This is a genomic window from Streptomyces sp. NRRL F-5135, from assembly GCF_000719775.1.
Taxonomy (GTDB): Bacteria; Actinomycetota; Actinomycetes; order Streptomycetales; family Streptomycetaceae; genus Streptomyces; species Streptomyces hebeiensis.
This window is the reverse complement of sequence record NZ_JOHR01000001.1, coordinates 463934-487783: the sequence shown is the minus strand read 5'-3', so window position 1 is coordinate 487783 and position 23850 is coordinate 463934. Positions and strand designations below refer to the sequence as shown.

Here is a 23850-nt window from a genome sequence, read left to right as displayed (position 1 = left end):
ATTTCCGGTCCGCTGTGTTCCTAGGTCTTCCTGCTGGAGGGGCTCGCACCGCTCACGCGGGAAGCGCTCGAGGCGGCGGGCGCCGAGCTCGCGGAGTCGCTCCAGAAGCTGAGCCCCGGGGCGCGGATCACGGTCCACGAGGTGGAGTGAGCCGAGCGCCCCACCGTCGACCGGCTCCCGCCGGGCCCGTGGTACGGGCCCGGCGGGGAGGCGTTTCCGTCGGGCCGGGACCAGGTCCGGGAGGTCTCAGCCCGCCTCGGCCGCGCGTGCCTCGGCCGGCGTGGGTGCCGTACCGCCGAGGTGCGCGGGCACCCACCAGGTGTCGTGGGCGTCCTTCGGCCGTACCGGGTAGGCCCGCTGCGCGGCCTCCAGCAACTCCTGCACCCGCTCGCGCACACGCCGGGTGATCGCCCCCGCGTACTGGTCCGTCGCCGCCTCGATCTGCTCGCCGACCCGGATCGTCACCGGGATGTGCTGGCGCTTGAAGTTGCGCGGACGGCCCTTGGTCCACAGCCGCTGTGTGCCCCACAGGGCCACCGGCACCAGCGGCACACCGGCCTCCTGCGCCAGCCGCGCCGCCCCCGACTTGAAACTCTTGAGGGTGAAGGACGGGGAGATGGTCCCCTCGGGGAACATCCCGACGATCTCTCCGGAGCGCAGTGAGTCCAGCGCCTGCGCGTAGGCGTGTTCGCCCTGCTTGCGGTCCACCGGGATGTGTTTCATCCCGCGCATCAGGGGACCCGACACCTTGTGCCGGAAGACCGACTCCTTGGCCATGAACCGCACCAGGCGCTTGTGCGGGAGGGCGGTGAGTCCGGCGAACACGAAGTCCAGATAGCTGATGTGATTGCTGACGAGCACGGCCCCGCCGGTACGCGGGACGTGCTCGGAACCCTGGGTGTCGATCTTCAGGTCCAGCGCCTTGAACATGGTGCGGGCAGCGCCGATGACCGGCCGATAGACGAGGTCTGCCATCTGGTGGAAACCCTTCTTGTCCCGGGCAGGGTTCTCCCCGCGGAAGTTACGCAGCCGTAGGTCTGCGGCATTGGGCCGATCGTGCCGCATACGAGCCTTCGAGGCCAGCCCCGGTCTGCTCGTACGGCGAGATTCTTGTCACGTCGGCGTGTCCGTCAGCTTACGTTCGCTGACGTCAGGGCGGTACGGCGGGGAATAGTGAGCGCTCCGGCGGGCGCTGGGCGAAGGCGCGAGGCACTGTGACCGCGGACCGGCGGACAGGGAAGGGGACAGGTGGTAGGGGTGGCGTACGAGCGGCACATCAACAACACCGACATCGACACCGGCATCGCCGTCGGACCAGGGGCGGAGCGCGGGCGGAACCGCCCGCCCGACCCGGTTCCGGACGGCAGCGTGGGCGAACGGCGCCGGCTCGGGGCGGCCGAACTCGGTGCCGCGCCGGGGGAGCGGGCCACCCTCGTCCAGTTCTCCACCGCGTTCTGCCAGCCCTGCCGGGCGACCCGGCGCGTCCTCGCAGAGGTGGCCGCCATGGTCCCCGGGGTCGCACACGTCGAACTCGACGCCGAGTCCCGGCTCGACCTCGTCCGGGAACTCGGGATCCGGGCGACGCCCACCGTGCTGGTCCTCGACGCGGCGGGCCGTGTCGTACGGCGCGCCACCGGACAGCCGCGCACGGCGGACGTGATCGCCGCGCTGGGGGAGGCGGTCTGACCCGCTCGGTTTCCCGGGGCCCGCGCGTCGGGCGCGCGCCTGTCCGCTTCCGGCTGCTCGCGTTGGGTAGGTCACAGTGCGAAGCGCTTGCTCAGGGGGAACCATCTGGGTGTACTGACGAGTAATATTTACCGCGGGTGCACCGGTCTTCCGGCCGGAAACCGCCTGACAAGGCGCCTATGCTGCGTGCAACGAGGCAGCCCGGAAATAACGATGCAGTAGGAGAGCCGGCGTGAGCTTGAGGATCGTTGTCTGTGTGAAGTACGTGCCCGACGCCACCGGCGACCGCCATTTCGCCGATGACCTGACTCTGGACCGCGACGATGTCGACGGGCTGCTGTCGGAACTCGACGAGTACGCGGTCGAGCAGGCGCTGCAGATCGCGGCCGAGGCGGACGACGCGGAGACCACGGTGCTGACCGTCGGTCCCGAGGACGCCAAGGACGCGCTGCGCAAGGCGCTGTCCATGGGGGCCGACAAGGCCGTTCACGTCGAGGACGACGACCTGCACGGCACCGATGTCCTGGGCACGTCACTGGTGCTGGCCAAGGCCATCGAGAAGACCGGGTACGACCTGGTGATCTGCGGCATGGCGTCCACCGACGGCACGATGGGTGTGCTGCCCGCGGTGCTCGCCGAGCGGCTCGGCGTCCCGCAGGTCACGCTGCTCTCCGAGGTCTCGGTCGAGGGTGGTGCCGGCGGTACGGTCAAGGGCCGCCGGGACGGCGACAGCGCGAGCGAGAGCCTGGAGGCGTCCCTGCCGGCCGTCGTGTCCGTCACCGACCAGTCCGGCGAGGCCCGTTACCCCTCCTTCAAGGGGATCATGGCGGCCAAGAAGAAGCCGGTGCAGGCCTGGGACCTGGGTGACCTGGAGATCGAGGCGGACGAGGTGGGCCTCGAAGGGGCCTGGACGAAGGTCGACTCCGCCACCGAGCGGCCGGCCCGCACGGCCGGAACGATCGTCAAGGACGAGGGTGAGGGCGGCAAGCAGCTCGCGGGCTTCCTCGCGGAGCGGAAGTTCGTCTGACGACGCGGTCCGACGGGTGCCGTCGGCCCGGCCGGCCCGCTCCCGTCACTCCCACCCTCACGACCACCAGCACCGCAGGAGAGAAGAAGTCCCATGGCTGAAGTCCTCGTCTATGTCGACCACGTGGACGGTGCCGTCCGCAAGCCCACTCTGGAGCTGCTGACCCTGGCCCGTCGCCTCGGCGAGCCCGTCGCGCTCGCCCTCGGGGCGGGCGCCGAGGCGACCGCCCCGGCCCTCGCCGAGCACGGTGCGGTCAAGGTGGTCACGGCCGACGCCCCCGAGTTCGCCGATTACCTCGTCGTGCCCAAGGTGGACGCGGTCCAGGCCGCCTACGAGTCGGTCTCGCCGTCCGCCGTCCTGTTCCCCTCCTCCGGCGAGACCAAGGAGATCGCGGCCCGCCTCGCGGTCCGGATCGGCTCGGGCGTCATCACCGACGCGGTGGACCTCCAGGCCGGTGAGGAGGGCCCGGTCGCCACCCAGTCGGTGTTCGCCGCCGCGTACACCACCACCTCCCGGATCACCAAGGGCACCCCGGTCATCACCGTCAAGCCCAACTCGGCGCCGGTCGAGGCCGCCCCCGCCGCCGGCACCGTGGAGCCGCTGACGGTGGCGTTCGGGGAGCTGGCCACCGGCACGAAGATCATCTCCCGCACGCCGCGCGAGTCGACCGGCCGCCCCGAGCTGACCGAGGCGGCGATCGTGGTCTCCGGCGGCCGCGGTGTGAACGGCGCCGACAACTTCGCGATCATCGAGGCGCTGGCCGACTCGCTCGGCGCGGCCGTCGGCGCCTCGCGCGCCGCGGTCGACGCCGGCTGGTACCCGCACTCCCACCAGGTGGGTCAGACCGGCAAGTCCGTCTCCCCGCAGCTGTACATCGCCTCCGGCATCTCCGGCGCCATCCAGCACCGGGCCGGCATGCAGACCTCGAAGACCATCGTCGCGGTCAACAAGGACGCCGAGGCACCCATCTTCGACCTGGTCGACTACGGCGTCGTCGGCGACCTCTTCGAGGTCGTTCCGCAGCTGACCGAGGAGATCAAGGCCCGCAAGGGCTAGCCGGACGGCGGTACGAGTGGTACGGGCCCGGGGTCGCGCGGCGAAAACACCGCACGCCCCCGGGCCCGCCCCGTATCCAGGGCCCCTCCTGGAGGCGCCCGGTCCTCATTGACGGGGAACGAACACCGCTGCTTGACTTCCGCCGCCGGCGGAGCGCCGCTTCCGTGCGGCGGAAACGAGGAGGCCCGGGATGGGACAGCGGGAGACGGTGACGACCAGCCTCACCGACCGGGTCGACGCGGAGATCGGCGCCCTGCTCGCGCCGGTCGACGCCGAACTCGCCCGCCGTTACCCGGGCGATCCCGGCACCCGTCGGCCCGTCCACACGGTCTACGTCCCGGCCGACGTCTTCCACGCCGGCACCATCCGCTCATGGGGCGACCAGGCGCTCGCCGCGCTCGACGAACACGCCCCGGACGCCGCCACGCTGGCCCGGGTGCTCGGCCTGCCCGACGAACTGGCGGGTCCGGTGTACGAACGCGTCCGGGACAAACTCGGCCGCGAGCCCGTCGAGGACCTCCGGATCGACTTCGAGGACGGCTACGGCGCGCGGTCGGACGACGAGGAGGACGAAGCCGCCGCCCGCGCCGCGCGCCTGGTCCGTGAGGCGTACGACGGCGGCACGGCGGCGCCGTACACGGGCATCCGCGCCAAGTGTCTGGAGGCCGCCGTACGGAGCCGGGCCATCCGGACCCTCGACATCTTCCTCAGCGGGCTGGTACGGGCCGGCGGCCTGCCCGACGGGCTCGTGCTCACCCTGCCCAAGGTCACCTACGCCGAGCAGGTCGCCGCGATGGCCCGGCTGGCCGGGGAGTTCGAAAGGGCGCTCGGACTGGCGGCCGGGCGGATCGGCTTCGAGATCCAGATCGAGACCAGCCAGGCGATCCTCGCCGCGGACGGCACCGCCACGGTGGCCCGGATGATCGACGCGGCCGGCGGCCGGGCCACCGGCCTGCATTACGGCACCTTCGACTACAGCGCCTCCCTCGGGGTCGGCGCCGCGCAGCAGGCGAGCGACCACCCGGCCGCCGACCACGCCAAGGCCGTCATGCAGGTCGCCGCCGCCGGCACGGGCGTCCGCGTCAGCGACGGCTCCACCAACGTCCTGCCCGTCGGCCCGACCGCCCAGGTGCACGAGGCGTGGCGGCTGCACTACGGCCTCACCCGGCGCGCCCTCGCCCGCGCCTACTACCAGGGCTGGGACATGCACCCGGGCCACCTGCCCATCCGGTACGCGGCCGTCTACGCCTTCTACCGCGAGGGCCTGCGCCCCGCCGCCGCACGGCTCACCGCCTATGTCGCCAAGGCGGGCGGTGCCGTTCTGGACGAGCCCGCCACGGCGGCGGCGCTCAGTGGTCACCTGCTGCGCGGACTCGACTGCGGCGCGCTCGACCCGGACGAGGTCACCCGGCTCACCGGCCTCACCCGCGCCGACCTGGAAGGTTTCACGAACCCGGCGGCCCGGCACCGACCGGCGTACGGCGTCGCGCCGCACGGCTCCCGTCGGGGCGGAGACCCGAGACCCTAACCGTCCGCCGGCGGCGGGATCTCCCCGGAGCCCCGGGCGATCAGCCGCGTCGGCAGCACCACCCGTGACGGCGCGTCGGCCGCCCCGTCGAGCCGGTGGAAGAGCCGTTCCGCCGCCGTGCGCCCGAGGGCGGCCGCGTCCTGGGCGATCACCGTGACCCCCGGGTCCAGGAGGTCGGCCAGTTCGATGTCGTCGAAGCCGACCAGGGCGACGGGGCGGTGATGGGCCGCCAGGACCCGTACCGCCGTCACCGTCACCCGGTTGTTCCCCGCGAAGATCGCCGTGACCGGCTCGGGGGCGGCGAGCATGGCGGTGACGGCCTCCCGGACGCGGTCGGGGGCGGTCGTACCGAGGGACACCCACGCGTCGTCGATGGCGAGCTCCGCCTCGGCCATCGCCGTGCGGTAGCCGCGCAGCCGCTCGCTCGCCGTGTGGATCCGGGGCAGGTCACCGACGAAGCCGATACGGCGGTGCCCGTGCGCTATCAGGTGCGCGGTGCCCGAACGGGCGCCGCCGAAGCTGTCGGAGAGCACCGCGTCCGCGTCGATCCGGCCGGCCGGGCGGTCCACGAAGACCGTCGCCACCCCCGCCTTGATCTCCGGTTCCAGATAGCGGTGGTCGCAGCCGGCCGGGATCACGATCAGCCCGTCCACCCGGCGCGCGCACAGGGCGAGGGCCAACTCCTGCTCGCGGTCCGGGTCCTCGGCGCTGGAGCCGTTGATGAGCAGTGCGCCGTGGGCCCGGGCCACCTCCTCCACCGCTCGGTTCAGCGGACCGTAGAACGGGTCTGCGAGGTCCTCCAGGACCAGGCCGATGCTCGCCGTACGCCCCTTGCGCAGCACGCGCGCCGAATCGTTGCGGCGGAATCCGAGCGCGTCGATGGCCTCCTGCACCCGGCGCTCGGTGTCGGGGGTGACGCCCTGTTCTCCGTTGACGACTCGGGAGACCGTCTTGAGCCCCACCCCGGCCCGCGCGGCCACGTCCTTCATCGTGGGGCGGGTGCCGTAACGGGGCTCGGGTCGGCGGGCGGTGTCTGCCACGGTGCGCAATCCTCGTCGTCGCTCGGAGATAGGGGCGCCGTGGTGTGCCATGGGACTTGCCATACACGGCGATGGCGTTGAGCATAGGCCCTGGACAACGTTGTCACCGAGGGGAGGGCGTACCGCCGGACCGGAGGTTCACTCACCTTCCTGTAGGTCCGGACCATCCCCTGTCCGTGCGGGGAGACATCATCTTCTGTTGTCCGTCATGTCCGGCCGTCGACTGCCGGCCGTCGGAGCCCCGCCCGGGACCGGCGGCCGCCGTCGCGTCCCCGCCTCTGCCCACCGACCCCTACCCGTGGAGACCCGAAACCGATGCATACCGACACCGTTGCCGCACTCGACATCGGCGGCACCAAGATCGCCGGCGCGTTGGTGGACGGCAGCGGCAGGATTCTTGTCCGTGCCCAGCGGCCGACTCCCGCGCAGGAGGACGGTGAGGCGGTGATGCGCGCGGTGACGGAGGTCGTCGCCGAGGTCTCGGCGTCCCCGCTCTGGCCGTCGGCCACGGCGCTCGGCATCGGCAGCGCGGGGCCCGTGAACGCCCTGGCCGGTACGGTCAGCCCCGTCAACGTGCCCGGGTGGCGCGGATTCCCGCTCGTGGAGCGGGTACGGTCGGCCACCGGCGGACTGCCGGTGACGCTGGTCGGCGACGGTGTCGCGATCGCCGCGGCGGAACACTGGCAGGGCGCGGCCCGCGGGTACGACAACGCCCTGTGCATGGTGGTCTCCACCGGTGTCGGCGGAGGACTCGTCCTGAACGGGAAGGTGTATCCCGGCCCGACCGGCAACGCGGGCCACATCGGCCACATCAGTGTCGACCTGGACGGAGATCTGTGCCCGTGCGGTGGCCGGGGGTGCGTGGAGCGCATCGCCAGCGGACCCAATATCGCCCGCAGGGCACGGGAGGGCGGTTGGGTGCCGGGACCGGACGGTGACACCTCGGCCGCCGCGGTGGCCGCCGCCGCGCGGGCGGGCCATCCGGTCGCCGTCGCGTCCTTCGAGCGGGCCGCGCAGGCGCTGGCCGCCGGGATCGCGGCGACGGCGACCCTGGTCGAGGTGGGCATCGTGGTCGTCGGCGGGGGTGTCGCGGGCGCGGGCGAGGTGCTCTTCGCCCCCCTGCGCCGGTCGCTCCAGGACTACGCCGCGCTCTCGTTCGTCCGACGGCTCACGGTCGCGCCGGCGCTGACCGGCGCCGACGCGGGACTGGTGGGCGCCGCGGCGGCGGCCTCGGCGGCGCTCCGGGACCGGGACCGGGACGGCCGGGCCGCGGCGGTCGGCGGCTGAGGGGTCCTCGCACTGTGCCCGTCCGGACCACGTGACCTGATCGGACGCTCATGGGGCGAGGACGCCTGAGCCGGGGGCGGGCCCGCCGGGGGCCGGGCTCACCGGTGGCGCCCGGCCGGGGCCCGTCGACAGCGCGCACGCCGTCCGCGTGGCGGCAGGCGGGATCCGGTGCGGTGGCCGGCGAGGTGTGCGCCGTCGCGGCGCGCCCTTCGCCGGACGCCCCGGCCGACCGGCCCTACGCGGGCGAGTCCGTCGCCTGCCGCACCACGACGACGAGGAACAGGTCCGCGTCCAGGTCCATCACCACCTCGGCCGGCGTCCCCTCCGCCCGCCGGGCCCGTGCGAACTCCTCCGCCGGCCAACTGCCGCGCGGTCCGCCCGCGGGAAATCTCTCCAACACCGTCCTGCCCATGAGGCACCCCCCCTTGTCGTGGTCCAGGGTCCAGCGTCCGACGATTTCCCGGCGCCGGTGTGACGGCCCGGCGCGGGCATCGGTTCGTACAGTGGACGCTTTGCCGGCATCAGGATGACCTCGAACCGGCCACAGCTCGGCCACAGCCGGCTGGCCGCTCAGGCGCCCTGATCCGAACAGGGGTTTCCGTGGCAGGGTGTTGCGGGCAGTCCACTGGGGGCTATGGAAGAGGGGGAACCGTGATCGTCTGGATCAACGGTGCGTTCGGGGCCGGCAAGACCAGCACCGCGCGCGAACTGATCGACCTGATCCCGAACTGCACGCTCTACGATCCGGAGCTGATCGGCGCGGAAGTGGCGAGACTGCTGCCGCAGAAGCGGCTCGCGGAAGTGAGCGACTATCAGGATCTGCCGATCTGGCGGCGCCTTGTGGTGGACACGGCGGCGGCACTGCTGGCCGAGGTGGGCGGGGCGCTGGTCGTCCCCATGACTCTGCTGCGGCAGGAGTACCGGGACGAGATCTTCGGCGGCCTCGCGGCGCGCCGCATCCCGGTCACACATGTGCTGCTGACAACAGACGAAACGATACTGCGTGGACGGATAGCCGCCCGTGAGGATGTCGAGGAGGGGGCGGAGACGAACGTACGCGGCCGGCAGTGGTGTTACGAGCACATCGAACCCTACCGGGCGGCGCTCGGCTGGCTCACGGCGGACGCCCACGTCATCGACAACACCGCCCTCACCGCACGGGAGACGGCGGCCCTGCTCGCGACGGCCGTCCGGTCCGGCGCGGCCCGCGTCAGCGACATCGTCCAGACACCCGAGCCGACCTCCGAGACGCTCGCCGCCGGCGTGCTGCTCTTCGACGAGGAGGACCGGGTGCTGCTGGTCGATCCCACGTACAAGCCCGGCTGGGAGTTCCCGGGCGGGGTGGTGGAGGCCGGGGAAGCACCGGCCCGCGCGGGGATCCGCGAGGTCGCGGAGGAGATCGGCATAGAACTCAGCCAGGTCCCGCGGCTGCTGGTGGTGGACTGGGAAGTGCCGCGCCCGCCCGGATACGGCGGCCTGCGCCTGCTCTTCGACGGCGGCAGGCTGCCCGCGCGGCTGGTGGAGCAGCTGCTGCTGCCGGGCCAGGAGCTACGGGGCTGGCGCTTCGTCGCCGAGGAGGAGGCCGCGGGGCTGCTGCCGCCCGTACGGTACGAGCGGCTGCGCTGGGCCCTGCGCGCGCGGGAGCGCGGGACGGTCCTCAATCTGGAGGACGGCGTCCCGGTCGGCTGACCAGGACGCCACGGACGGGGCGGGGGCGGGACCGCGGAGGTCCCGCGGCCCGCGCCCGAGGTGCCCTGTACGGCGTCCGAGGTGCCGTGTACCGGGTCCGAGGTGCCGTGTACCGGGTCCGAGGCGCCGTGTACCTCGGCGGGACCGCGGCCGGGCGCCTCAGTCCCGCCCGGCGCCCGCGTAGTTGACCAGGAAGTGGGCCTCGGCCACCGCCAGCCGCCGAAGCTCGTCGGGCGAGACGCTCTCGTTCACGGCGTGGATCCGGGCCTCCGGCTCGCTGAGCCCGATCAGCAGGATCTCCGCCCGCGGGTACAGCGAGGCCAGGGTGTTGCACAGCGGGATGGAACCGCCCTGGCCCGCGACCTGCATCTCCTGTCCGGGGTAGGCCACCCTCATGGCGTCCGCCATCGCGGCGTACGCCGGGCCCGTGGTGTCCGCCCGGAACGGCTGTCCCTCGCCGACCTGTTCGACCCGCACCCGCGCGCCCCACGGCGTGTGCCGCTCGATGTGCGCCGTCAGCAGTTCGGTCGCCGCGCCCGCGTCCTGGCCCGGCGGTACGCGCAGACTGATCAGGGCCCGCGCGCTCGCCTGGACGGACGGGGTGGCCCCCACCACCGGCGGGGCGTCGATGCCGAGGACGGTGACGGCGGGCCGGGCCCAGATCCGGTCGGCGACCGAGCCGTGGCCGATGAGGCCGACCCCGTCGAGGACCTCGGCGTCCCGGCGGAAGTCGTCCTCCGCGTAGTCGAGGCCGTCCCACTCGGCGTCCGCGGCCAGTCCGTCCACCGTGGTGGACCCGTCCGCCGCGCGCAGCGAGTCGAGCACCCGGATGAGCGCGGCGAGCGCGTCGGGGGCCGCCCCGCCGAACTGGCCGGAGTGCAGGTTGCCCGCCAGCGTGTCCACCTCGACGCGCACCATGGTCATGCCGCGCAGGGTGGCCGTGACCGTCGGCAGGCCGGTCCGGAAGTTGCCCGCGTCCCCGACGACGACCGCGTCGGCGGCCAGCAGGTCCGGACGCGCCTCCGCGTACCGTTCCAGTCCGCCGGTGCCCTGCTCCTCCGAGCCCTCGGCGATGATTTTGACGCTCACCGGCACGCCGCCGTTCGCCTTCAGGGCGCGCAGGGCGAGCAGGTGCATCACGAGGCCGCCCTTGCAGTCGGCGGCGCCGCGCCCGTACCAGCGGCCGTCCCGCTCGGTCAGTTCGAACGGAGGCGTCAGCCAGGCGTTCTCGTCCAGCGGCGGCTGCACGTCGTAGTGCGCGTAGAGGAGCACCGTCGGCGCGCCCTCGGGGCCCGGCAGCAGACCGTAGACGGACTGGGTGCCGTCCGGGGTGTCGAGGAGCGCGACGTCCTGGAACCCCTCGGCGCGCAGCGCGTCGGCCACCCAGGCCGCGGCGGCCTCGCACTCGCCGCGGGGGAACACCGCGGGATCCGCCACCGACCGGAACGCGACCAGTTCCGTCAGCTCCGCGCGGGCGCGGGGCATCAGGGACGCCACGGTCTCGGCGATCGGATTCGCGGTCATGGGCACGCTCCTCGTGGGTATGACGTCATGTCGATCAGGCGTACGTCGAAGGCGTGGTCGATCCTCCCACAGTGGGTTCGCCGGTCCCGCGCCGTAGGATGCCGTTCGACAGCAGGGGCCACCGTCGGGATCAGGAGCAGAAGCACATCGTGAGCAGCGAGAACGCAGACGCCACAAGCGGGCACGACGAGTCGGTGTGGGATGTCGTCGTGGTCGGGGCGGGACCGGCGGGAGCCTCCGCGGCATACGCGGCGGCGGTCACGGGGCGAAAGGTACTGCTGCTGGAGAAAGCCGAGTTGCCCCGGTACAAGACCTGTGGGGGCGGGATCATCGGCCCCTCGCGCGACGCGCTGCCTCCGGGCTTCGAGCTGCCGTTCAGGGACCGGGTGCACGCGGTGACGTTCTCCATGAACGGCAGGCTGACCCGGACGCGCAGGTCCAAGCGCATGCTCTTCGGGCTCGTCAACCGCCCGGAGTTCGACGCGAGTCTCGTGGAGCACGCGCGGAAGGCGGGCGCCGTGCTCCGTACGGGCGTGACCGTCTCGCGCGTGGAACAGCACGGCCCGGCCGTGCCCGACCGCCGTACGGTCGCCGTCCTCCTCGCGGACGGCGGGACGGTCCTCGCCCGGGCCGTCGTCGGCGCGGACGGCAGCGCGAGCCGCATAGGCGCGCACGTCGGCGTGAAGACGGACCAGGTCGACCTGGGGCTGGAGGCGGAGATCCCGGTGCCGCCGACGGTGGCGGAGGACTGGGCGGGCCGGGTGCTCATAGACTGGGGTCCGCTGCCCGGGAGTTACGGCTGGGTGTTCCCGAAGGGGGACACGCTCACCGTCGGGGTGATCTCGGCGCGCGGCGAGGGCGCGGCGACGAAGCGGTATCTGGAGGACTTCATCGCACGGCTCGGGCTCGCCGGATTCGAACCGGCGGTCTCGTCGGGGCATCTGACGCGCTGCCGCAGTGACGACTCGCCGCTGTCCCGCGGCCGGGTGCTGGTCTGCGGCGACGCGGCGGGGCTGCTGGAGCCGTGGACGCGGGAGGGAATCTCCTTCGCCCTGCGGTCCGGGCGGCTCGCGGGGGAGTGGGCCGTACGGATCGCGGAGTCGCACGACGCCGTGGACGCCCGCCGCCAGGCGCTGAACTACGCGTTCGCCATCAAGGCCGGCCTCGGCGTGGAGATGGGCGTCGGCCGTCGGATGCTCGCGATCTTCGAGCGCCGGCCCGGCGTGATACACGCGGCGATCACGGGCCTGCGGCCCGCGTGGAACGCGTTCGCGGACATCACGCGCGGCTCGACCTCGCTGGCCGGCCTGGTCCGCACCCACCCGTTGGCACGGCGCGCGCTGGACCTCCTGGACCGCAAGCAGGCGGGGCGGACCGACGCCGACGGCGCCTTGGACACGGACCCGGACGCGGCACCCCGCGAACCGGGCGTGCGGGAGGACGGTGTGCCGTCCTGACGGCCTGTCCGGACCCCGCGGGCGGGTCGGGAGGCGGCTCGACGCCCAGGCGCCTGTACGGAGCCCGGCGGCCGGGAGGACCGGCCGCGGTGCACGGGGCCGGTCAGGTGACACGGGCCGGGCCCCGGTCCGGGGGCGCCGGAGCGGACGATGTTGGTCCGGTGGGCCTCCGCCGGGCCGCGGTCCGTCCGTGCCCCGGAGCGCCCCGCCGTCCCCGTGCCTACGAGCCGGAGCCGGTACGGCCGGGCTGTTCCGACCGGCCCGACGGCCGCGGAAAGCGCCACAGCACCCGAACGACGCGCACCACGAAGGCGACGCCCGCGGCGACCGCCGCCACGCGCGGTGCGAGGTCCGGCAGACCGAGGTACCAGGCCGTCACGGCACCCAGCGCGAACACGGCGCCCGCCAGGACGAGTCCTGTGACCAGGGCGAAGACGATCTCGACGGTGACCGCGTCCCGTACGGCGGCGCTCCGGGTGCTCTGTGGGCGTAAGTCCATGATGGGAGTCTGCCGCGCGGCCCGCACCCCGGGCAAGGACAGCGGCGCCCCCGGCGGACCATGGGAGACTCGCCCCCATGAACGGCAGGGAAACCACCACTCGGACGAGGCTGGAGAGGGGCCGTGGCGCGCTGGGCCCGGCACTTGAACTGGTGCACACGGGCCGGGCGCCCACCCGTGCCGTGCTGACGGCGGAGCTCGGGGTCACCCGCGCCACCGCCGGTGCCGTCGCCGCCGAGTTGGAGGCCCTCGGCCTGATCCGGGTCGACCACCGGCCGGCCTCGGCGGCCGGATCCCAGGGCAGGCCCTCGCACCGGCTCTCGGTTGACGACTCCGGGCCGGTCGCGCTGGCCGCCCAGGTCCACGCGGACGGCTTCCGTGCCGCCCTCGTCGGGCTCGGCGGCCGGATCGTCGCCACCGCGCACGGGAGCGGCACGGCCTCCGCCGACCCCGCGCAAGTCCTCGGGGAGGTCGTGGAGACCGGCGCGGGGCTGCTGTGGGAGACCGGGCGGCGCTGTGTCGGCGCCGGCCTCGCCGTCCCCTCGGCGGTCGCCGAGCCGGAGGGCACCGCCCTCAACCCGCTCCATGTGGCCTGGCCGGTCGGCGCTCCCGTGCGGGAGGTCTTCGCCCGGCTGGTGCGGGACGCGGGCATCGACGGCCCCGCGTTCACCGCGAACGACGTCAATCTCGCCGCTCTCGCCGAGCACCGGCACGGCGCCGGCCAGGGCGCCCGGCATCTGCTCTGCGTCGCCACCGGACACCGGGGCGTGGGCGGCGCGCTCGTGCTCGACGGCCGTCTGCACACCGGGAGTTCCGGCCTCGCCCTCGAAGTGGGCCACCTCACCGTCAACCCCGAGGGCAGGCCCTGCCACTGCGGCAGCAAGGGCTGCCTCGACGTCGAGGCCGACCCGTACGCCTTTCTGACCGCGGCGGGCCGCGCCCCGGGACCCGAGGTCTCGCTGCTCCAGCAGGCGCGCGATCTGCTGCGCAACGAACGCTCCGAGGCGGGCGTGCGCAGGGCCACCGAGGAACTGATCGACCGGCTCGGCCTGGGGCTCGCCGGTCTGGTCAACATCCTCAACCCCGACCGCATCATCCTCGGCGGTCTCCACCGGGAACTGCTCGACGCCGATCCGGAGCGGCTGCACGCCGTCGTCGCCGAGCGGAGTCTGTGGGGGCGCAGTGGCAGCGTGCCCGTCCTGCCCTGCACGCTCGATCACAACAGTCTGGTGGGCGCGGCCGAACTCGCCTGGCAGCCGGTCCTGGACGACCCCCTGGGCGCGCTGGCTCCCGTGTGACCACCGCGTGTGCCGGGGGCGGGTTCTCAGACGACCACGGCCGCGCGCACCGAGGCGTGTGCGTGCTCCCCCGCGAGCGGGCCGAACGCCGCCCCCGGGAAGGGCCCGTCGGTCGTCGCGCCGTAGACCGTGCGCGACGCCAGGGACAGGGCGCCCGGTGGCGCCGGAAGAGTGAACCATATGCTCTTGCCCGTCTCGCCCCGGGCGCGTATGCCCCAGCTCTCGCTCACCGCCGCGATCAGCGCGAGACCCCGGCCGCAGGTGTCGAACAGACGGGCGTCCTTGATGGCGGGGACCCGGGGGTCGCGGTCGCTGACGGAGACCATGAGCCGTTCGAGCAGGAGCTCGATGTCGACCGTGCACGTCTTGTCCGGCTGCGCGTGCCGGTGGACATTGGTGAGCAACTCGGTGACACCGAGTGCCGCTGGGTCGATCAAGGCGTCGAGACGCCAGTACCGCAACTGCGCGGAGATGATTCTGCGAACCTGGCCGATCCGCGACGGCAGGGCCTGGAGCTCCACCGTGCAGTGCCTGCTGTGCTGGCTGATCACGGCTGCGACTCCCCGGATGAGGTGGGAAGAAGACTTGAGAGGATGACCTGGCGGCGGACGTGCCCGCCGAATCCCCGCCCGGACGGGGCCCGGGCCCGATGGACCGGTCGTAGCGTCACGGTCGATACACCCTGAGTGAGACGGAACCAGCGTGACCCAGCCGGCCGGGCGCCGCAACTCGCGCCTGGCCGCCGCGGGCCACCACGGCCGTCCCGGCACGGCACCGGCCGGGCGCGTGACCTGCGGTGTGCCGCCCGGTGCGCGCCGTCCGGTCAGGTGTGCCGTCCGGTCAGGTGTGCCGTCCGGTCAGGTGTGCCGTGCCCGGCTCACCGTCTCCATGAAACGTCCGGCCAGCGTCGCCGCGTCGGACAGTCGCCCCTTCTCGCTCATCGTCAGCCGGTAACGCCTCCCGTTGACGGTGGCGACCGTGCTGCCGCGCCCCGCGAACCACGGTTTCGCGGCTCGGACGGCCCGCAGCGGAGCACTGTCGATGACCCTCCCGTAGCTGGTCAGCAGGGCCAGCCTGCCGTCCTGGATCAGTACCTGGCCCGCTTTGGTCAGCGAGCGTGGCCACCGCTCTATCCGAACACCGCGCGCGCTGAACTCCGGTTCCGCCATGGCTGTTCCGCCCCCTGTCGTTCAGGCCCCTGATGGCAGTGTGCACAAGTATCCGCCCCCGCACCAGAGTGCCCTCACGGTGGGGGCGGGAAGGCATCCCTATGGAAACCCAAAGCAGTCGTTTGCGCAGGTGGTACGGATAGCGTGACCTGTGGCCGACGGTAGTGGCGTGGTGATGACACGGGTGATGACACGGCGCTTCGTCGACCGGGCACGGCTGAGGTGTTGACGAGGGAGGGTGGGTGTGACGCGTATGACACGACCGGAGAGACACGAAGGATCCGCGCACAACAGGGAATCCGTACAAGGAAAACACAACGGCTCCGCACCGGACGGCGTCCCACGGGCGGGATCCGTGGTGGAGACCGTCGACGTCGACCGCAGCGACCCCGCTTACCGCGCCTGGCTCAAGGAAGCCGTCCGCAAGGTGCATGCCGACGCCAACCGCTCGGCGGACACCCACATGCTGCTCTTCCCCCTGCCCGAGGAGTGGGGCATCGACCTGTACCTCAAGGACGAGTCGACACATCCCACCGGCAGCCTCAAACACCGGCTCGCGCGCTCGCTCTTCCTCTACGGCCTGTGCAACGGCTGGATCCGGCCCGGCAAGCCGGTCATCGAGGCGTCCAGCGGATCCACCGCCGTCTCCGAGGCGTATTTCGCGCAGCTGATCGGGGTGCCGTTCATCGCGGTCATGCCCCGGAGCACCAGCGCCGAGAAGTGCCGGCTGATCCAGTTCCACGGCGCCCAATGCCACTTCGTGGACGACGCCCGACAGCTGTACGAGGAATCGGCCCGGCTCGCGGAGCGGACCGGCGGTCACTACATGGACCAGTTCACCTACGCCGAGCGCGCCACCGACTGGCGGGGGAACAACAACATCGCCGAGTCCATCTACCAGCAGCTGCGTCTGGAGCGCTATCCGGAACCCGCGTGGATCGTCGCCACCGCCGGTACGGGCGGCACCTCCGCGACCATCGCGCGCTACGTCCATTACATGCAGTACGACACCCGGGTCTGTGTCCCGGACCCGGAGAACTCCTGTTTCTTCGACGGCTGGACCCGGCACGACCCACTGGCCCACAGCGAGCGCGGCTCCCGGATCGAGGGCATCGGCCGGCCCCGGATGGAGCCCAGCTTCGTCCCCGGCGCCATCGACCGGATGATGAAGGTGCCCGACGCGGCGAGCGTCGCCGCCGTACGCGCCCTGGAGCGGGCCATCGGCCGCAAGGCGGGCGGGTCCACCGGAACGGGCCTGTGGAGCGCCCTGCGCATCGTGGCGGAGATGGTCGCGGCCGGGCGTACCGGCAGTGTGGTCACACTGATCTGCGACCCGGGCGACCGCTATCTCGACAAGTACTACTCGGACGAGTGGCTCGCCTCCCAGGGGCTGGACATCGCTCCGTACACGGCGACGCTGGAGCGGTTCCTGACGCGCGGCGTCTGGCCCGACTGACCGGGCGGACGGTGTCAGTCGCCGACCGCGCGCGACGTGCCGCCTCCGGCGAGGCGCGCCGTCAGTGTCACCGTGCCGTCCCCGTAGCGGGCGCCGCCGCCCCGCCGGCTCAGGACGAGCGCGGCGGCCGTCGTCAGGTCCGCCGCGTCGGTACGGGCCAGGTCCGGCGCCGGTGCGCCGTCCGTCGGGCCGGGCCGCGGTTCGGCGTACCGGGCGGCCCGCTGCCCGTCGTGCGGGGGCGTCAGCCGCGCAGCAGCCCGTCCACCGCCCGGCCGAACACGAGCCGTCCCGCCCGCGCCGTCAGTGCGTCGAGCGCCCCGGGCAACGGGCGGACCCGTAGCTCCTCCTCCCAGCGAACCCGGGTGACGCCGTGTTCCTCGTCGCGCCGTACGCGGATCTCGGCCCAGCCGAGCACGGTCCGGCCACGCTTCTCCAGCCGGCAGCGGCCGGGGGTGCCCGGGGTCGGCGGGTGCCAGTGGACGACCTCCATCGGGTCGTCGACCGCGACCGGGCCGAGCCCGCTGCGGGCGACGAGGACCGTGCCCACGCGCGTGGGGCCCGGGGGCGTGACGGAGATACGCGTCAGCGGCACCCGGTCGCCCTGGGCCCGCCAGTCGGTGAGCCGCCGCCACGCCTCGGCGGCGGACAACCGGGTGGTGCGGTCGATCCGGAACACGGTCACCCCGCGATCGTAGGCCGGGGCCCCGCACCTTCGCCCACCGGGCACGGGACGGCACCCGCGCGCCGTCCACCGGACCCGCCCGGCCCGCCCGCTCAGTCCCGCTCGGCCGGCGGCGGGTCACCCGGCTCGCCCGCCACCACCAGGCGCGGCAGGTGTTCCGCGATCACCTCGCGGTCCTCCCGGGCCAGTCCCGCGTCCGTCACCAGCGTGTCGACCTGGTCCAGCCTCGCGAAGGAACTCAGTCCCACCGTCCCCCACTTGGTGTGATCGGCCACCACCACCAGGCGGCGGGCCGACGACACGAACCCGCGGTTGGTCTCCGCCTCCGCGAGGTTCGGGGTGGACAGACCCGCCTCGACCGAGATGCCGTGCACCCCGAGGAAGACCACGTCGAAGTGGAGCGACCGGATCGCCTGGTCGGCCACCGGCCCCACCAGCGAGTCCGAAGGGGTGCGCACCCCGCCCGTCAGCACCACCATCGCGGCGCCCGGATGCCGGGCCCCCGCGCCGCCGCTCTGCTGCGCCAGGTGGAACACGTCGGCGACGCGCGTCGAGTTCGTCACCACCGTCAGATCCGGTACGTCCAGCAGATGGTGTGCCAACGCGTAGGTCGTGGTGCCGCCGGACAGCGCGATGGCGCTGCCCGGCACGGCCATCGCCGCCGCCGCCCGCGCGATGTCCTCCTTGGCGCTCAGCTCCAGCCCCGACTTCGCCTCGAACCCGGGTTCGTGCGTGCTCGCCTCGGCCACCGGCACCGCGCCGCCGTGCACCTTCTCGATGACGCCCTGCCGGGCCAGCGCGTCCAGGTCCCTGCGCACCGTCATGTCGGAGACGTTGAGCTTGCGCGTCAGGTCGTTGACCCGGGCCCCGCCGTGCCGGCGCACCTCGTCGAGGATCAGGGAGCGGCGCTGCTCCGCGAGCAGGTTGTGGTTGTCGCTCACCGCCGCTCCCGTCCCACCGTGTTGTCGTCCACCCGTTGTCCACCCGTCGTCCGTGCCCGGCCCGTACGCGCGCGTGACGCCACGCCGTACGGCCACCCGGCAACCCCGTGCACCGTGCCCGTACCGTCGCACGCCCGCTGCCGCCCGTCGTGCCCGGCGGGCGGCGGATGTCCGATCGTCACGGGTTCCCCATCCTCCCACGGGCTTTGATCACATGCCGCGGGGTTGGCGGACCCGGCCGACGGGGAGATGGTGTCTGGGACAGCGGCGCGGCCCTCCCGCGCCGGCGGATCCGGCCCAGCGTGAGAGCGAGTCCCGACGTGCCCCCTGACACCCAGCGGCCGCGCAGCGGCGGAGCCGCACTCGAACTGCTCGTGCACGGCGTCGGCGGTGCCACCCCGCAGGAGATGCTCGACGATCCGCGGACGGTACGGGTCACCGGCGACAGGACGGCCGCGGTCTACCGGCGGGCCGACGACGCCGACGCGGAGCGCCACCCCGAGCGGTACGGCGAGCGGCCGATCCCCGAGGCGTACTGCTGGTCCAATCTGACCTCCGGCAACGGCTCACGCGCCCTGTGGCTGCTCCTGCTGCCCTTCATGGTCGTCAACCTCGCCCACTGGATGCGGCCCGCCACCACGGGCCTCGGCAGGTCCCAGCGGCTGTACGGCGTACTGGTCCGGCTGGTGGCGCTGACCCTGACCGTGACTCTGACCGCCGCGGCCTGCGAGGTGGCGCTGGACCTGACGGCGTGGCAGTGCGCGGGTTCGCCGCGCTGTGTCGAGGGCCGGTCCTGGCTCGGCTTCCTCGCCCCGGAGGGGCACGGCTGGTGGTCGCAGCCCGGGCGGCGCCTCGCGCTCGCCGCGGTGGTGCCCGTCGCGCTGGTGACCCTGCTGTGGTACCTGTCCAACCGCACCTGGAGCGCGTACGAGGCCCAGCGCCCGCTCACGGACGACGACACCCCGGGAACAGGCACGGACACCGACACGAACGCCGAGACGGACACGGCGGGGAACGCCGGTGCGCACGCCGTCCCCGCCACCGGCGCGGGAGACGACGACAGCGGGCCCGGCGAGGACGCGGAGGGAGCCGACGGGGACCGGCACCGGGAGCGGGGGCCCGGGATCACCGGGGCCGGACGCCGTGTCACCGTCCGTCCCGCGCTCGGCCGTCCCGGCTTCTGGTACGGACGCCGGCTGGTCGCCAGGCTGCGTGCCGCGCACACCGCCGCGGGTTTCCTCACCGTCGCCGGGGCCCTCACCGCCGCGGCAGTCGACCACGACCGGCGCCTCGGGGGCGCCACGGCGCAGTCCGCGGGCGGGCTGCTCCAGGCGGCGATCGCGGTCTGCGCGGGCGTGGTGGTCTGGGTGGTGTGCAGCAGGGGCCGCAGCGAGCGCAGACGCGACGCAGGTCTCGACCGGATCCTGGTCACCTGGCTGCCGGCCGGCTCGCTCGTCCTGCTCGGCCTGGCCGCCTGCTACGCCGCCTGGTCCCGCCCCGGCTGGGTCTCCGCCGGCGCGCTGCCCGGCAATCTGACCTTCCGGTGGATAACGCTGGCCCAGCTCGCCCTGGTCGTCTCGCTCGCCGTCACCGCCCACGCGCTGCACCGCCGCTCCCGGCACCCGAGGGTGGCGATGCGCGGCCTCGGCGGGCCCGCCGTCGCGATGCTCGCCTGCGGCCTGGGCGGGGTGATGACCGGCGGGGTCGCCCAGCGCGTCGCCGACTGGCTCGACAAGGACGCCACGCCCGGCACGGGCGACGGCGCGATCGTGGGCCCGCCGGTGCTGCTGAGCTGGCAGGCGGCCGTGATCCCGGTACTCCTGGTGCTGCTGCTCGTACCGGTCGTGCTGCTCCTCGCGCGGACCCGGCGGGTCACCCGTCTGCTGGCCCCGCTGGTCGAAGCGGAGTACCGGCCCGTCGAACTCGGCGAGGGGGCGAGCACCCCCGGGGGCCCGAGGGGCCGGCGGGCGGCGTCCGACGGCCTGCGGACCCGGCAGATCGCCGGTGCCAGGGCCAGGGCGGGACTCACCGACTTCGCCCCCCGCCTCGTCGCCGTACTCTCCGGGACCGCCCTGCTGCTCGGCGCCGCCGCCGTCCTCGGTTCCTGGGCGAGCGGGGAGGTGCCGGGACAGGCCGCGGACAGCACCGACTCCTCCCTCGTGCAGTCCGTCGCCGACACCGCCCAGGCGCTGGGCTCCTGGCTGGTCGGCCTCGGTTTCATACTGTTCGTCACCTGGGGCCGCCGCGCCTACCGGGACGCTTCGGCCCGCCGCACCATCGGCATACTCTGGGACGTAGGTACGTTCTGGCCGCGTGCGGCCCACCCCTTCGCGCCCCCGTGTTACGCCGAACGAGCCGTTCCCGACCTCACCTGGCGGATCGCCTCCTGGACCCGCCGCACCGGCGGCCGGCTCGTCCTCTCCGGCCACTCCCAGGGCAGCGTGCTGGCCGCCGCCGCCGTGTGGCAGCTGCCGGACGCGACCCGCCACCGGGTGGCGCTGCTGACCTATGGTTCGCCGTTGGAACGGCTGTACGGCCGCTGGTTCCCCGCCTACTTCGGAGCCGCGCACCTGTCCGCCCTCAGCCGCGAACTGCACTGCTGGCGCAATCTGTGGCGCGACACCGACCCGATCGGCGGGCCGGTCCTGGTCCCCGCCGAGGGGGACCGCCCCGAGGTGGACCGCGGACCGCTGCTGGATCCGCTCGCCTACGGGCGTACGGCCGACCACCCGTTGCCCGAACCGATCCTCGGGCACTCCGACTACCAGGCGGACCCGGTCTTCGCCGAGGAGCGGACCGAGCTGCTGGACCAGCTGCCGCCGCCCCTGCTGCCCCAGCAGCGCCACGAGGGCTCCCGGCCGGGAACCGAGGCGGCCGGGCCGGTGGCGCCAGGACCGGCGGGGGCCGCGCCGACGACGGCCGTATCGGCGACGGTCACCGCCGGGGCGGGCGAGGGACGTGCGGAGCCCGCGGAGCCGCACGGGGACTCCCAGGGCCACGGCACCCGGCGCACGCCGGGCACTCAGGACACGCCGGGGAGGAGTCAGGGCAGCTCGGGCAGGTCGTCCGCGTAGAGCAGCGTCAGATCGTCCGTGCTGGTGAGCGGCAGCTGGGCCACCCGCCCGGCGTGCCGCTCCACCATCGACTCGAACGTCTGGCGCGCGGTGCGGCCATTGCCGAAGGCCGGACCCTTGGGCAGGGCCGTGAAGTACTTCAACAGCGCCTCGCCCGTGCCCTCCGCCAGCCGGTACTCATGTTCCTCGGACTGCTGCTCCACGATCCGCAGCAGCTCCTCGGGCACGTAGTCGCTGAAGGTGATCGTCCGTGAGAACCGGGAGGCCACGCCCGGGTTGACGGTGAGGAAGCGCTCCATCTCGGCGGTGTAGCCCGCGACGATCACCACCACCGCGTCCCGGTGGTCCTCCATCAGTTTCACCAGCGTGTCGATGGCCTCCTTGCCGAAGTCGCGCCCGGAGTCCTCGGGGGACAGCGCGTACGCCTCGTCGATGAAGAGCACCCCGCCACGCGCCCGGTCGAACGCCTCCTGGGTGCGGATCGCGGTCGAGCCGATGTGCTCGCCGACCAGATCCACCCGGGACACCTCGACGAGGTGCCCGCGCTCCAGCACCTCGAGGGAGTGCAGGATCTCGCCGTACAGCCGCGCGACCGTCGTCTTTCCGGTCCCGGGGTTGCCCGTGAACACCAGGTGGCGGCGGACGGACGCGGCCTTGAGCCCCGCCTCCTTGCGCCGGCGGCCCACCTCGATCATGTCGGTGAGCGCCCGGACCTCCCGCTTCACGCTCTCCAGCCCCACCAGCGCGTCCAGTTCGGAAAGGACCTCGTCCGAGGCGCGCGCGGGCCGGTCGGGGACGCTCTCGGGCGCCGGGGCCGCCGTGGCGGCGGACCGGGCCGGAACACCGCCGAGCAGCCCCGGCGACGACTGGGTCGCCGTCAGCACGGACGGCGGTTCCGGGACCGGCGGGGTCAGCACACCGCTCTCGTCGCTGGTGCAGTCCTCGGCGGTCGGGCCGTCCTCGGGGAACTCGTACCCGCCGCGCGCACAGCGCTCCGTGCGGCAGCGGGTGAGCGTCGTACGGCAGCCGTCCATCACATGGAAGCCGTAGCCGCCGCTGCCCGTCACCCGGCAGTGGTGGAAGGATCCCCGGCCCTCGGCGGAGACGTAGAAGCCGGCCTCGGCGGGCGAGGTGACCGTGCACCGCTCGATGGTCGGGTCGGCGCCCTTGGTGACGATGACGCCGGTCTGGACGGTGTCGATCGTGCAGGAGTTGAGCGTCCCGCCGCTGCCGTGGTCACGGAACCAGGCCCCCGTGGACACATCCTTGATCCGGCAGTCGTCCAGCTGCGCGGTGGCGCCGTCGCTCACCGACACCGCCGTGTTGCGCACCGACGACAGATCGCTGTCGACCACGTCCACCCGGGACCCGCGGTCGAGCACGAACAGCGCGTCCGGCACGTCCCGCACCCGGCAGGAGTCGAGCACGGCGGTGGCGCCGTCGCTGACCCAGACGGCCGGATAGTCGCCCGTGCTGTCGTGGATCTCGCACTGGTTGGCGTCCACGCGGGTCCCCGGATCCCAGACCGAGAGCCCGTTGCGGCCGAAGTGCCGGACCGTGGAGCGGGTCAGGGTGAGGACCGAACGCGAGCGCAGGTCGACCGCGTTCTCCGGGATGTCGTGGATGTCGCAGTCGGAGAGCGTGAGCACCGCGTCGGTGTCCAGGGTTATCCCGTCGGCCGAGGTGCGGTGCACGGAGGAGTCCGTGAGGTGGGCCGAGCCCCGCGAGGCGATCTGCACGCCGGTGCCCTTGATCTCGTACACCTCGCAGCCGATCGCCTCCAGGCCGCTGCCCTCGCCGGTCACCGACAGGCCCGCGCCCGAGGCGTGGTGGATCCGGCAGCGCTCCAGACGCGGATGCGCGCCGCCGCGCACCGAGACGCCGGCCTGCCCCGCCGCGAGCACCTCGCACTCCTCGAACACCCCGCCCGACCCGTCGAGCACGCCGATGCCCACGCCCGCCGGATTGTCGACGGAGCAGCGCCGGACGGTGGGGCGGGCGGCCCCCCGCACCTCCAGGCCGGCCGCCGAACGGGTCACGATCCGCAGGTTGGACAGCTCGGGCGCGCCGTCCTCGACGAGCAGCGCGGGGGCCGCCGTGTCCTGGCCCTCCACATGGAGGTCCTGGACCGTGGCGGAGGCCCGCACGGTCAGCGGGACCCCGTCCAGGGGCGCCAGGCGGACCGAGCCCGCCGCCCCGTCCGGGCCGCGCAGCGTGACCGCGCGCGTGACCACCAGATTCTCCCGGTAGGTGCCCGGGGCGATGGTCAGGATGTCACCGTCACCGGCCGCCTCCAGCGCCGCGGCGAGGGAGGCGTACTCGCCCGTGCGGCGCCGCCAACGCGATGTACCGGTGTGTGTCACCTGGACCGTGCCCTGTGCCATGGCGCTGTTGTGCCCCCACCTCGTGCGTGTGCGCGACCGCGGATACGTCCGCG

Annotated in this window: 20 protein-coding genes and 1 pseudogene; 11 read left to right on the top strand and 10 right to left on the bottom strand. The window is 73.5% G+C overall.

The features are described from left to right. Positions 1 to 24: 24 nt before the first annotated feature. Positions 25 to 150, top strand: a pseudogene (locus IG02_RS42445) (cytoplasmic protein); the annotation flags it as partial. Between the two features lie 96 nt (positions 151 to 246). Here IG02_RS42445 and IG02_RS0102155 read toward each other — a convergent pair. Further along, positions 247 to 975 carry a lysophospholipid acyltransferase family protein gene (locus IG02_RS0102155; RefSeq protein ID WP_030740964.1) on the bottom strand — a complete coding sequence of 243 codons (729 nt, stop codon included), beginning with the start codon at positions 973 to 975 and terminating at the stop codon, positions 247 to 249. A gap of 393 nt (positions 976 to 1368) precedes the next feature. Here IG02_RS0102155 and IG02_RS0102150 point away from each other — a divergent pair, with 393 nt between their 5' ends. The 4 genes from IG02_RS0102150 (at position 1369) to IG02_RS0102135 (ending at position 5297) form a co-directional block, all read left to right on the top strand. Beyond that, positions 1369 to 1686, top strand: coding sequence for a TlpA family protein disulfide reductase (locus IG02_RS0102150; protein WP_030740962.1), 318 nt, complete (start codon positions 1369 to 1371; stop codon positions 1684 to 1686). A gap of 232 nt (positions 1687 to 1918) precedes the next feature. Continuing rightward, positions 1919 to 2713 carry an electron transfer flavoprotein subunit beta/FixA family protein gene (locus tag IG02_RS0102145; protein WP_030740960.1) on the top strand — a complete coding sequence of 265 codons (795 nt, stop codon included), beginning with the start codon at positions 1919 to 1921 and terminating at the stop codon, positions 2711 to 2713. Positions 2714 to 2806: 93 nt separating this feature from the next. Continuing rightward, positions 2807 to 3769, top strand: coding sequence for an electron transfer flavoprotein subunit alpha/FixB family protein (locus IG02_RS0102140; RefSeq protein ID WP_030740957.1), 963 nt, complete (start codon positions 2807 to 2809; stop codon positions 3767 to 3769). A 190-nt stretch (positions 3770 to 3959) separates the two neighbouring features. Next, positions 3960 to 5297 carry a DUF6986 family protein gene (locus tag IG02_RS0102135; RefSeq protein ID WP_078854108.1) on the top strand — a complete coding sequence of 446 codons (1338 nt, stop codon included), beginning with the start codon at positions 3960 to 3962 and terminating at the stop codon, positions 5295 to 5297. Here IG02_RS0102135 and IG02_RS0102130 read toward each other — a convergent pair. After that, entirely contained in the window at positions 5294 to 6337 is a 1044-nt protein-coding gene (locus tag IG02_RS0102130; protein WP_030740951.1) for a LacI family DNA-binding transcriptional regulator, read from the bottom strand. The genes IG02_RS0102135 and IG02_RS0102130 overlap by 4 nt on opposite strands. A gap of 315 nt (positions 6338 to 6652) precedes the next feature. Between IG02_RS0102130 and IG02_RS0102125 the strand changes: the two genes are divergently transcribed. Further along, positions 6653 to 7624: an ROK family protein gene (locus IG02_RS0102125; RefSeq protein WP_030740948.1), complete on the top strand. Its 972-nt coding sequence runs from the start codon at positions 6653 to 6655 to the stop codon at positions 7622 to 7624. Between the two features lie 235 nt (positions 7625 to 7859). Here the strand turns inward: IG02_RS0102125 and IG02_RS40280 are convergent, their stop codons facing one another. Further along, positions 7860 to 8036 (bottom strand): hypothetical protein, encoded by a 177-nt coding sequence (locus IG02_RS40280; RefSeq protein WP_107055501.1) that lies wholly within the window; start codon positions 8034 to 8036, stop codon positions 7860 to 7862. A 239-nt stretch (positions 8037 to 8275) separates the two neighbouring features. Between IG02_RS40280 and IG02_RS0102115 the strand changes: the two genes are divergently transcribed. Further along, positions 8276 to 9313 carry an NUDIX hydrolase gene (locus IG02_RS0102115; RefSeq protein ID WP_030740947.1) on the top strand — a complete coding sequence of 346 codons (1038 nt, stop codon included), beginning with the start codon at positions 8276 to 8278 and terminating at the stop codon, positions 9311 to 9313. A gap of 159 nt (positions 9314 to 9472) precedes the next feature. Here the strand turns inward: IG02_RS0102115 and IG02_RS0102110 are convergent, their stop codons facing one another. Then, entirely contained in the window at positions 9473 to 10837 is a 1365-nt protein-coding gene (locus IG02_RS0102110; protein ID WP_030740945.1) for a dipeptidase, read from the bottom strand. Between the two features lie 149 nt (positions 10838 to 10986). Between IG02_RS0102110 and IG02_RS0102105 the strand changes: the two genes are divergently transcribed. Beyond that, the gene (locus IG02_RS0102105) at positions 10987 to 12294 is read left to right on the top strand and encodes a geranylgeranyl reductase family protein (protein WP_324604713.1); all 1308 of its coding nucleotides are present in this window, start codon (positions 10987 to 10989) and stop codon (positions 12292 to 12294) included. A gap of 220 nt (positions 12295 to 12514) precedes the next feature. Here the strand turns inward: IG02_RS0102105 and IG02_RS0102100 are convergent, their stop codons facing one another. Further along, positions 12515 to 12793, bottom strand: coding sequence for a DUF6332 family protein (locus IG02_RS0102100; RefSeq protein ID WP_030740937.1), 279 nt, complete (start codon positions 12791 to 12793; stop codon positions 12515 to 12517). Between the two features lie 77 nt (positions 12794 to 12870). Here IG02_RS0102100 and IG02_RS0102095 point away from each other — a divergent pair, with 77 nt between their 5' ends. Then, a complete protein-coding gene (locus IG02_RS0102095; protein ID WP_030740934.1) occupies positions 12871 to 14091 on the top strand; it encodes an ROK family protein in 1221 nt (406 codons plus the stop codon). Positions 14092 to 14117: 26 nt separating this feature from the next. Here the strand turns inward: IG02_RS0102095 and IG02_RS0102090 are convergent, their stop codons facing one another. Together IG02_RS0102090 and IG02_RS0102085 are read right to left on the bottom strand one after the other, a co-directional pair. Continuing rightward, positions 14118 to 14642, bottom strand: a complete 525-nt coding sequence (locus IG02_RS0102090; RefSeq protein ID WP_030740930.1) for an ATP-binding protein — start codon at positions 14640 to 14642, stop codon at positions 14118 to 14120. 306 nt (positions 14643 to 14948) lie between these two features. Beyond that, on the bottom strand, positions 14949 to 15260 hold the full coding sequence (locus IG02_RS0102085; protein ID WP_030740927.1) for a hypothetical protein: 312 nt from the start codon (positions 15258 to 15260) through the stop codon (positions 14949 to 14951). A 355-nt stretch (positions 15261 to 15615) separates the two neighbouring features. Here IG02_RS0102085 and IG02_RS0102080 point away from each other — a divergent pair, with 355 nt between their 5' ends. Then, on the top strand, positions 15616 to 16716 hold the full coding sequence (locus tag IG02_RS0102080; RefSeq protein WP_030740924.1) for a PLP-dependent cysteine synthase family protein: 1101 nt from the start codon (positions 15616 to 15618) through the stop codon (positions 16714 to 16716). Between the two features lie 241 nt (positions 16717 to 16957). On the opposite strand, the gene IG02_RS0102075 is transcribed toward IG02_RS0102080, so the two are convergent. Next, positions 16958 to 17398, bottom strand: a complete 441-nt coding sequence (locus IG02_RS0102075) for a hypothetical protein (RefSeq protein WP_030740921.1) — start codon at positions 17396 to 17398, stop codon at positions 16958 to 16960. A 92-nt stretch (positions 17399 to 17490) separates the two neighbouring features. After that, on the bottom strand, positions 17491 to 18339 hold the full coding sequence (locus tag IG02_RS0102070; RefSeq protein ID WP_030740918.1) for a DeoR/GlpR family DNA-binding transcription regulator: 849 nt from the start codon (positions 18337 to 18339) through the stop codon (positions 17491 to 17493). A gap of 320 nt (positions 18340 to 18659) precedes the next feature. Here IG02_RS0102070 and IG02_RS0102065 point away from each other — a divergent pair, with 320 nt between their 5' ends. Next, a complete protein-coding gene (locus IG02_RS0102065) occupies positions 18660 to 21413 on the top strand; it encodes a hypothetical protein (RefSeq protein WP_063756710.1) in 2754 nt (917 codons plus the stop codon). Here the strand turns inward: IG02_RS0102065 and IG02_RS0102060 are convergent. Then, on the bottom strand, positions 21383 to 23797 hold the full coding sequence (locus IG02_RS0102060) for a right-handed parallel beta-helix repeat-containing protein (RefSeq protein ID WP_030740912.1): 2415 nt from the start codon (positions 23795 to 23797) through the stop codon (positions 21383 to 21385). The two genes, IG02_RS0102065 and IG02_RS0102060, sit on opposite strands and share 31 nt — an antisense overlap. Between the last annotated feature and the right edge of the window lie 53 nt (positions 23798 to 23850).

Coding starts and splice junctions, on each gene's coding strand:
- IG02_RS0102155 (WP_030740964.1), bottom strand. CDS start 975: ATGGCAGACCTCGTCTATCGGCCGGTCATCGGCGCTGCCCGCACCATG.
- IG02_RS0102140 (WP_030740957.1), top strand. CDS start 2,807: ATGGCTGAAGTCCTCGTCTATGTCGACCACGTGGACGGTGCCGTCCGC.
- IG02_RS0102135 (WP_078854108.1), top strand. CDS start 3,960: ATGGGACAGCGGGAGACGGTGACGACCAGCCTCACCGACCGGGTCGAC.
- IG02_RS0102125 (WP_030740948.1), top strand. CDS start 6,653: ATGCATACCGACACCGTTGCCGCACTCGACATCGGCGGCACCAAGATC.
- IG02_RS40280 (WP_107055501.1), bottom strand. CDS start 8,036: ATGGGCAGGACGGTGTTGGAGAGATTTCCCGCGGGCGGACCGCGCGGC.
- IG02_RS0102110 (WP_030740945.1), bottom strand. CDS start 10,837: ATGACCGCGAATCCGATCGCCGAGACCGTGGCGTCCCTGATGCCCCGC.
- IG02_RS0102100 (WP_030740937.1), bottom strand. CDS start 12,793: ATGGACTTACGCCCACAGAGCACCCGGAGCGCCGCCGTACGGGACGCG.
- IG02_RS0102095 (WP_030740934.1), top strand. CDS start 12,871: ATGAACGGCAGGGAAACCACCACTCGGACGAGGCTGGAGAGGGGCCGT.
- IG02_RS0102085 (WP_030740927.1), bottom strand. CDS start 15,260: ATGGCGGAACCGGAGTTCAGCGCGCGCGGTGTTCGGATAGAGCGGTGG.
- IG02_RS0102060 (WP_030740912.1), bottom strand. CDS start 23,797: ATGGCACAGGGCACGGTCCAGGTGACACACACCGGTACATCGCGTTGG.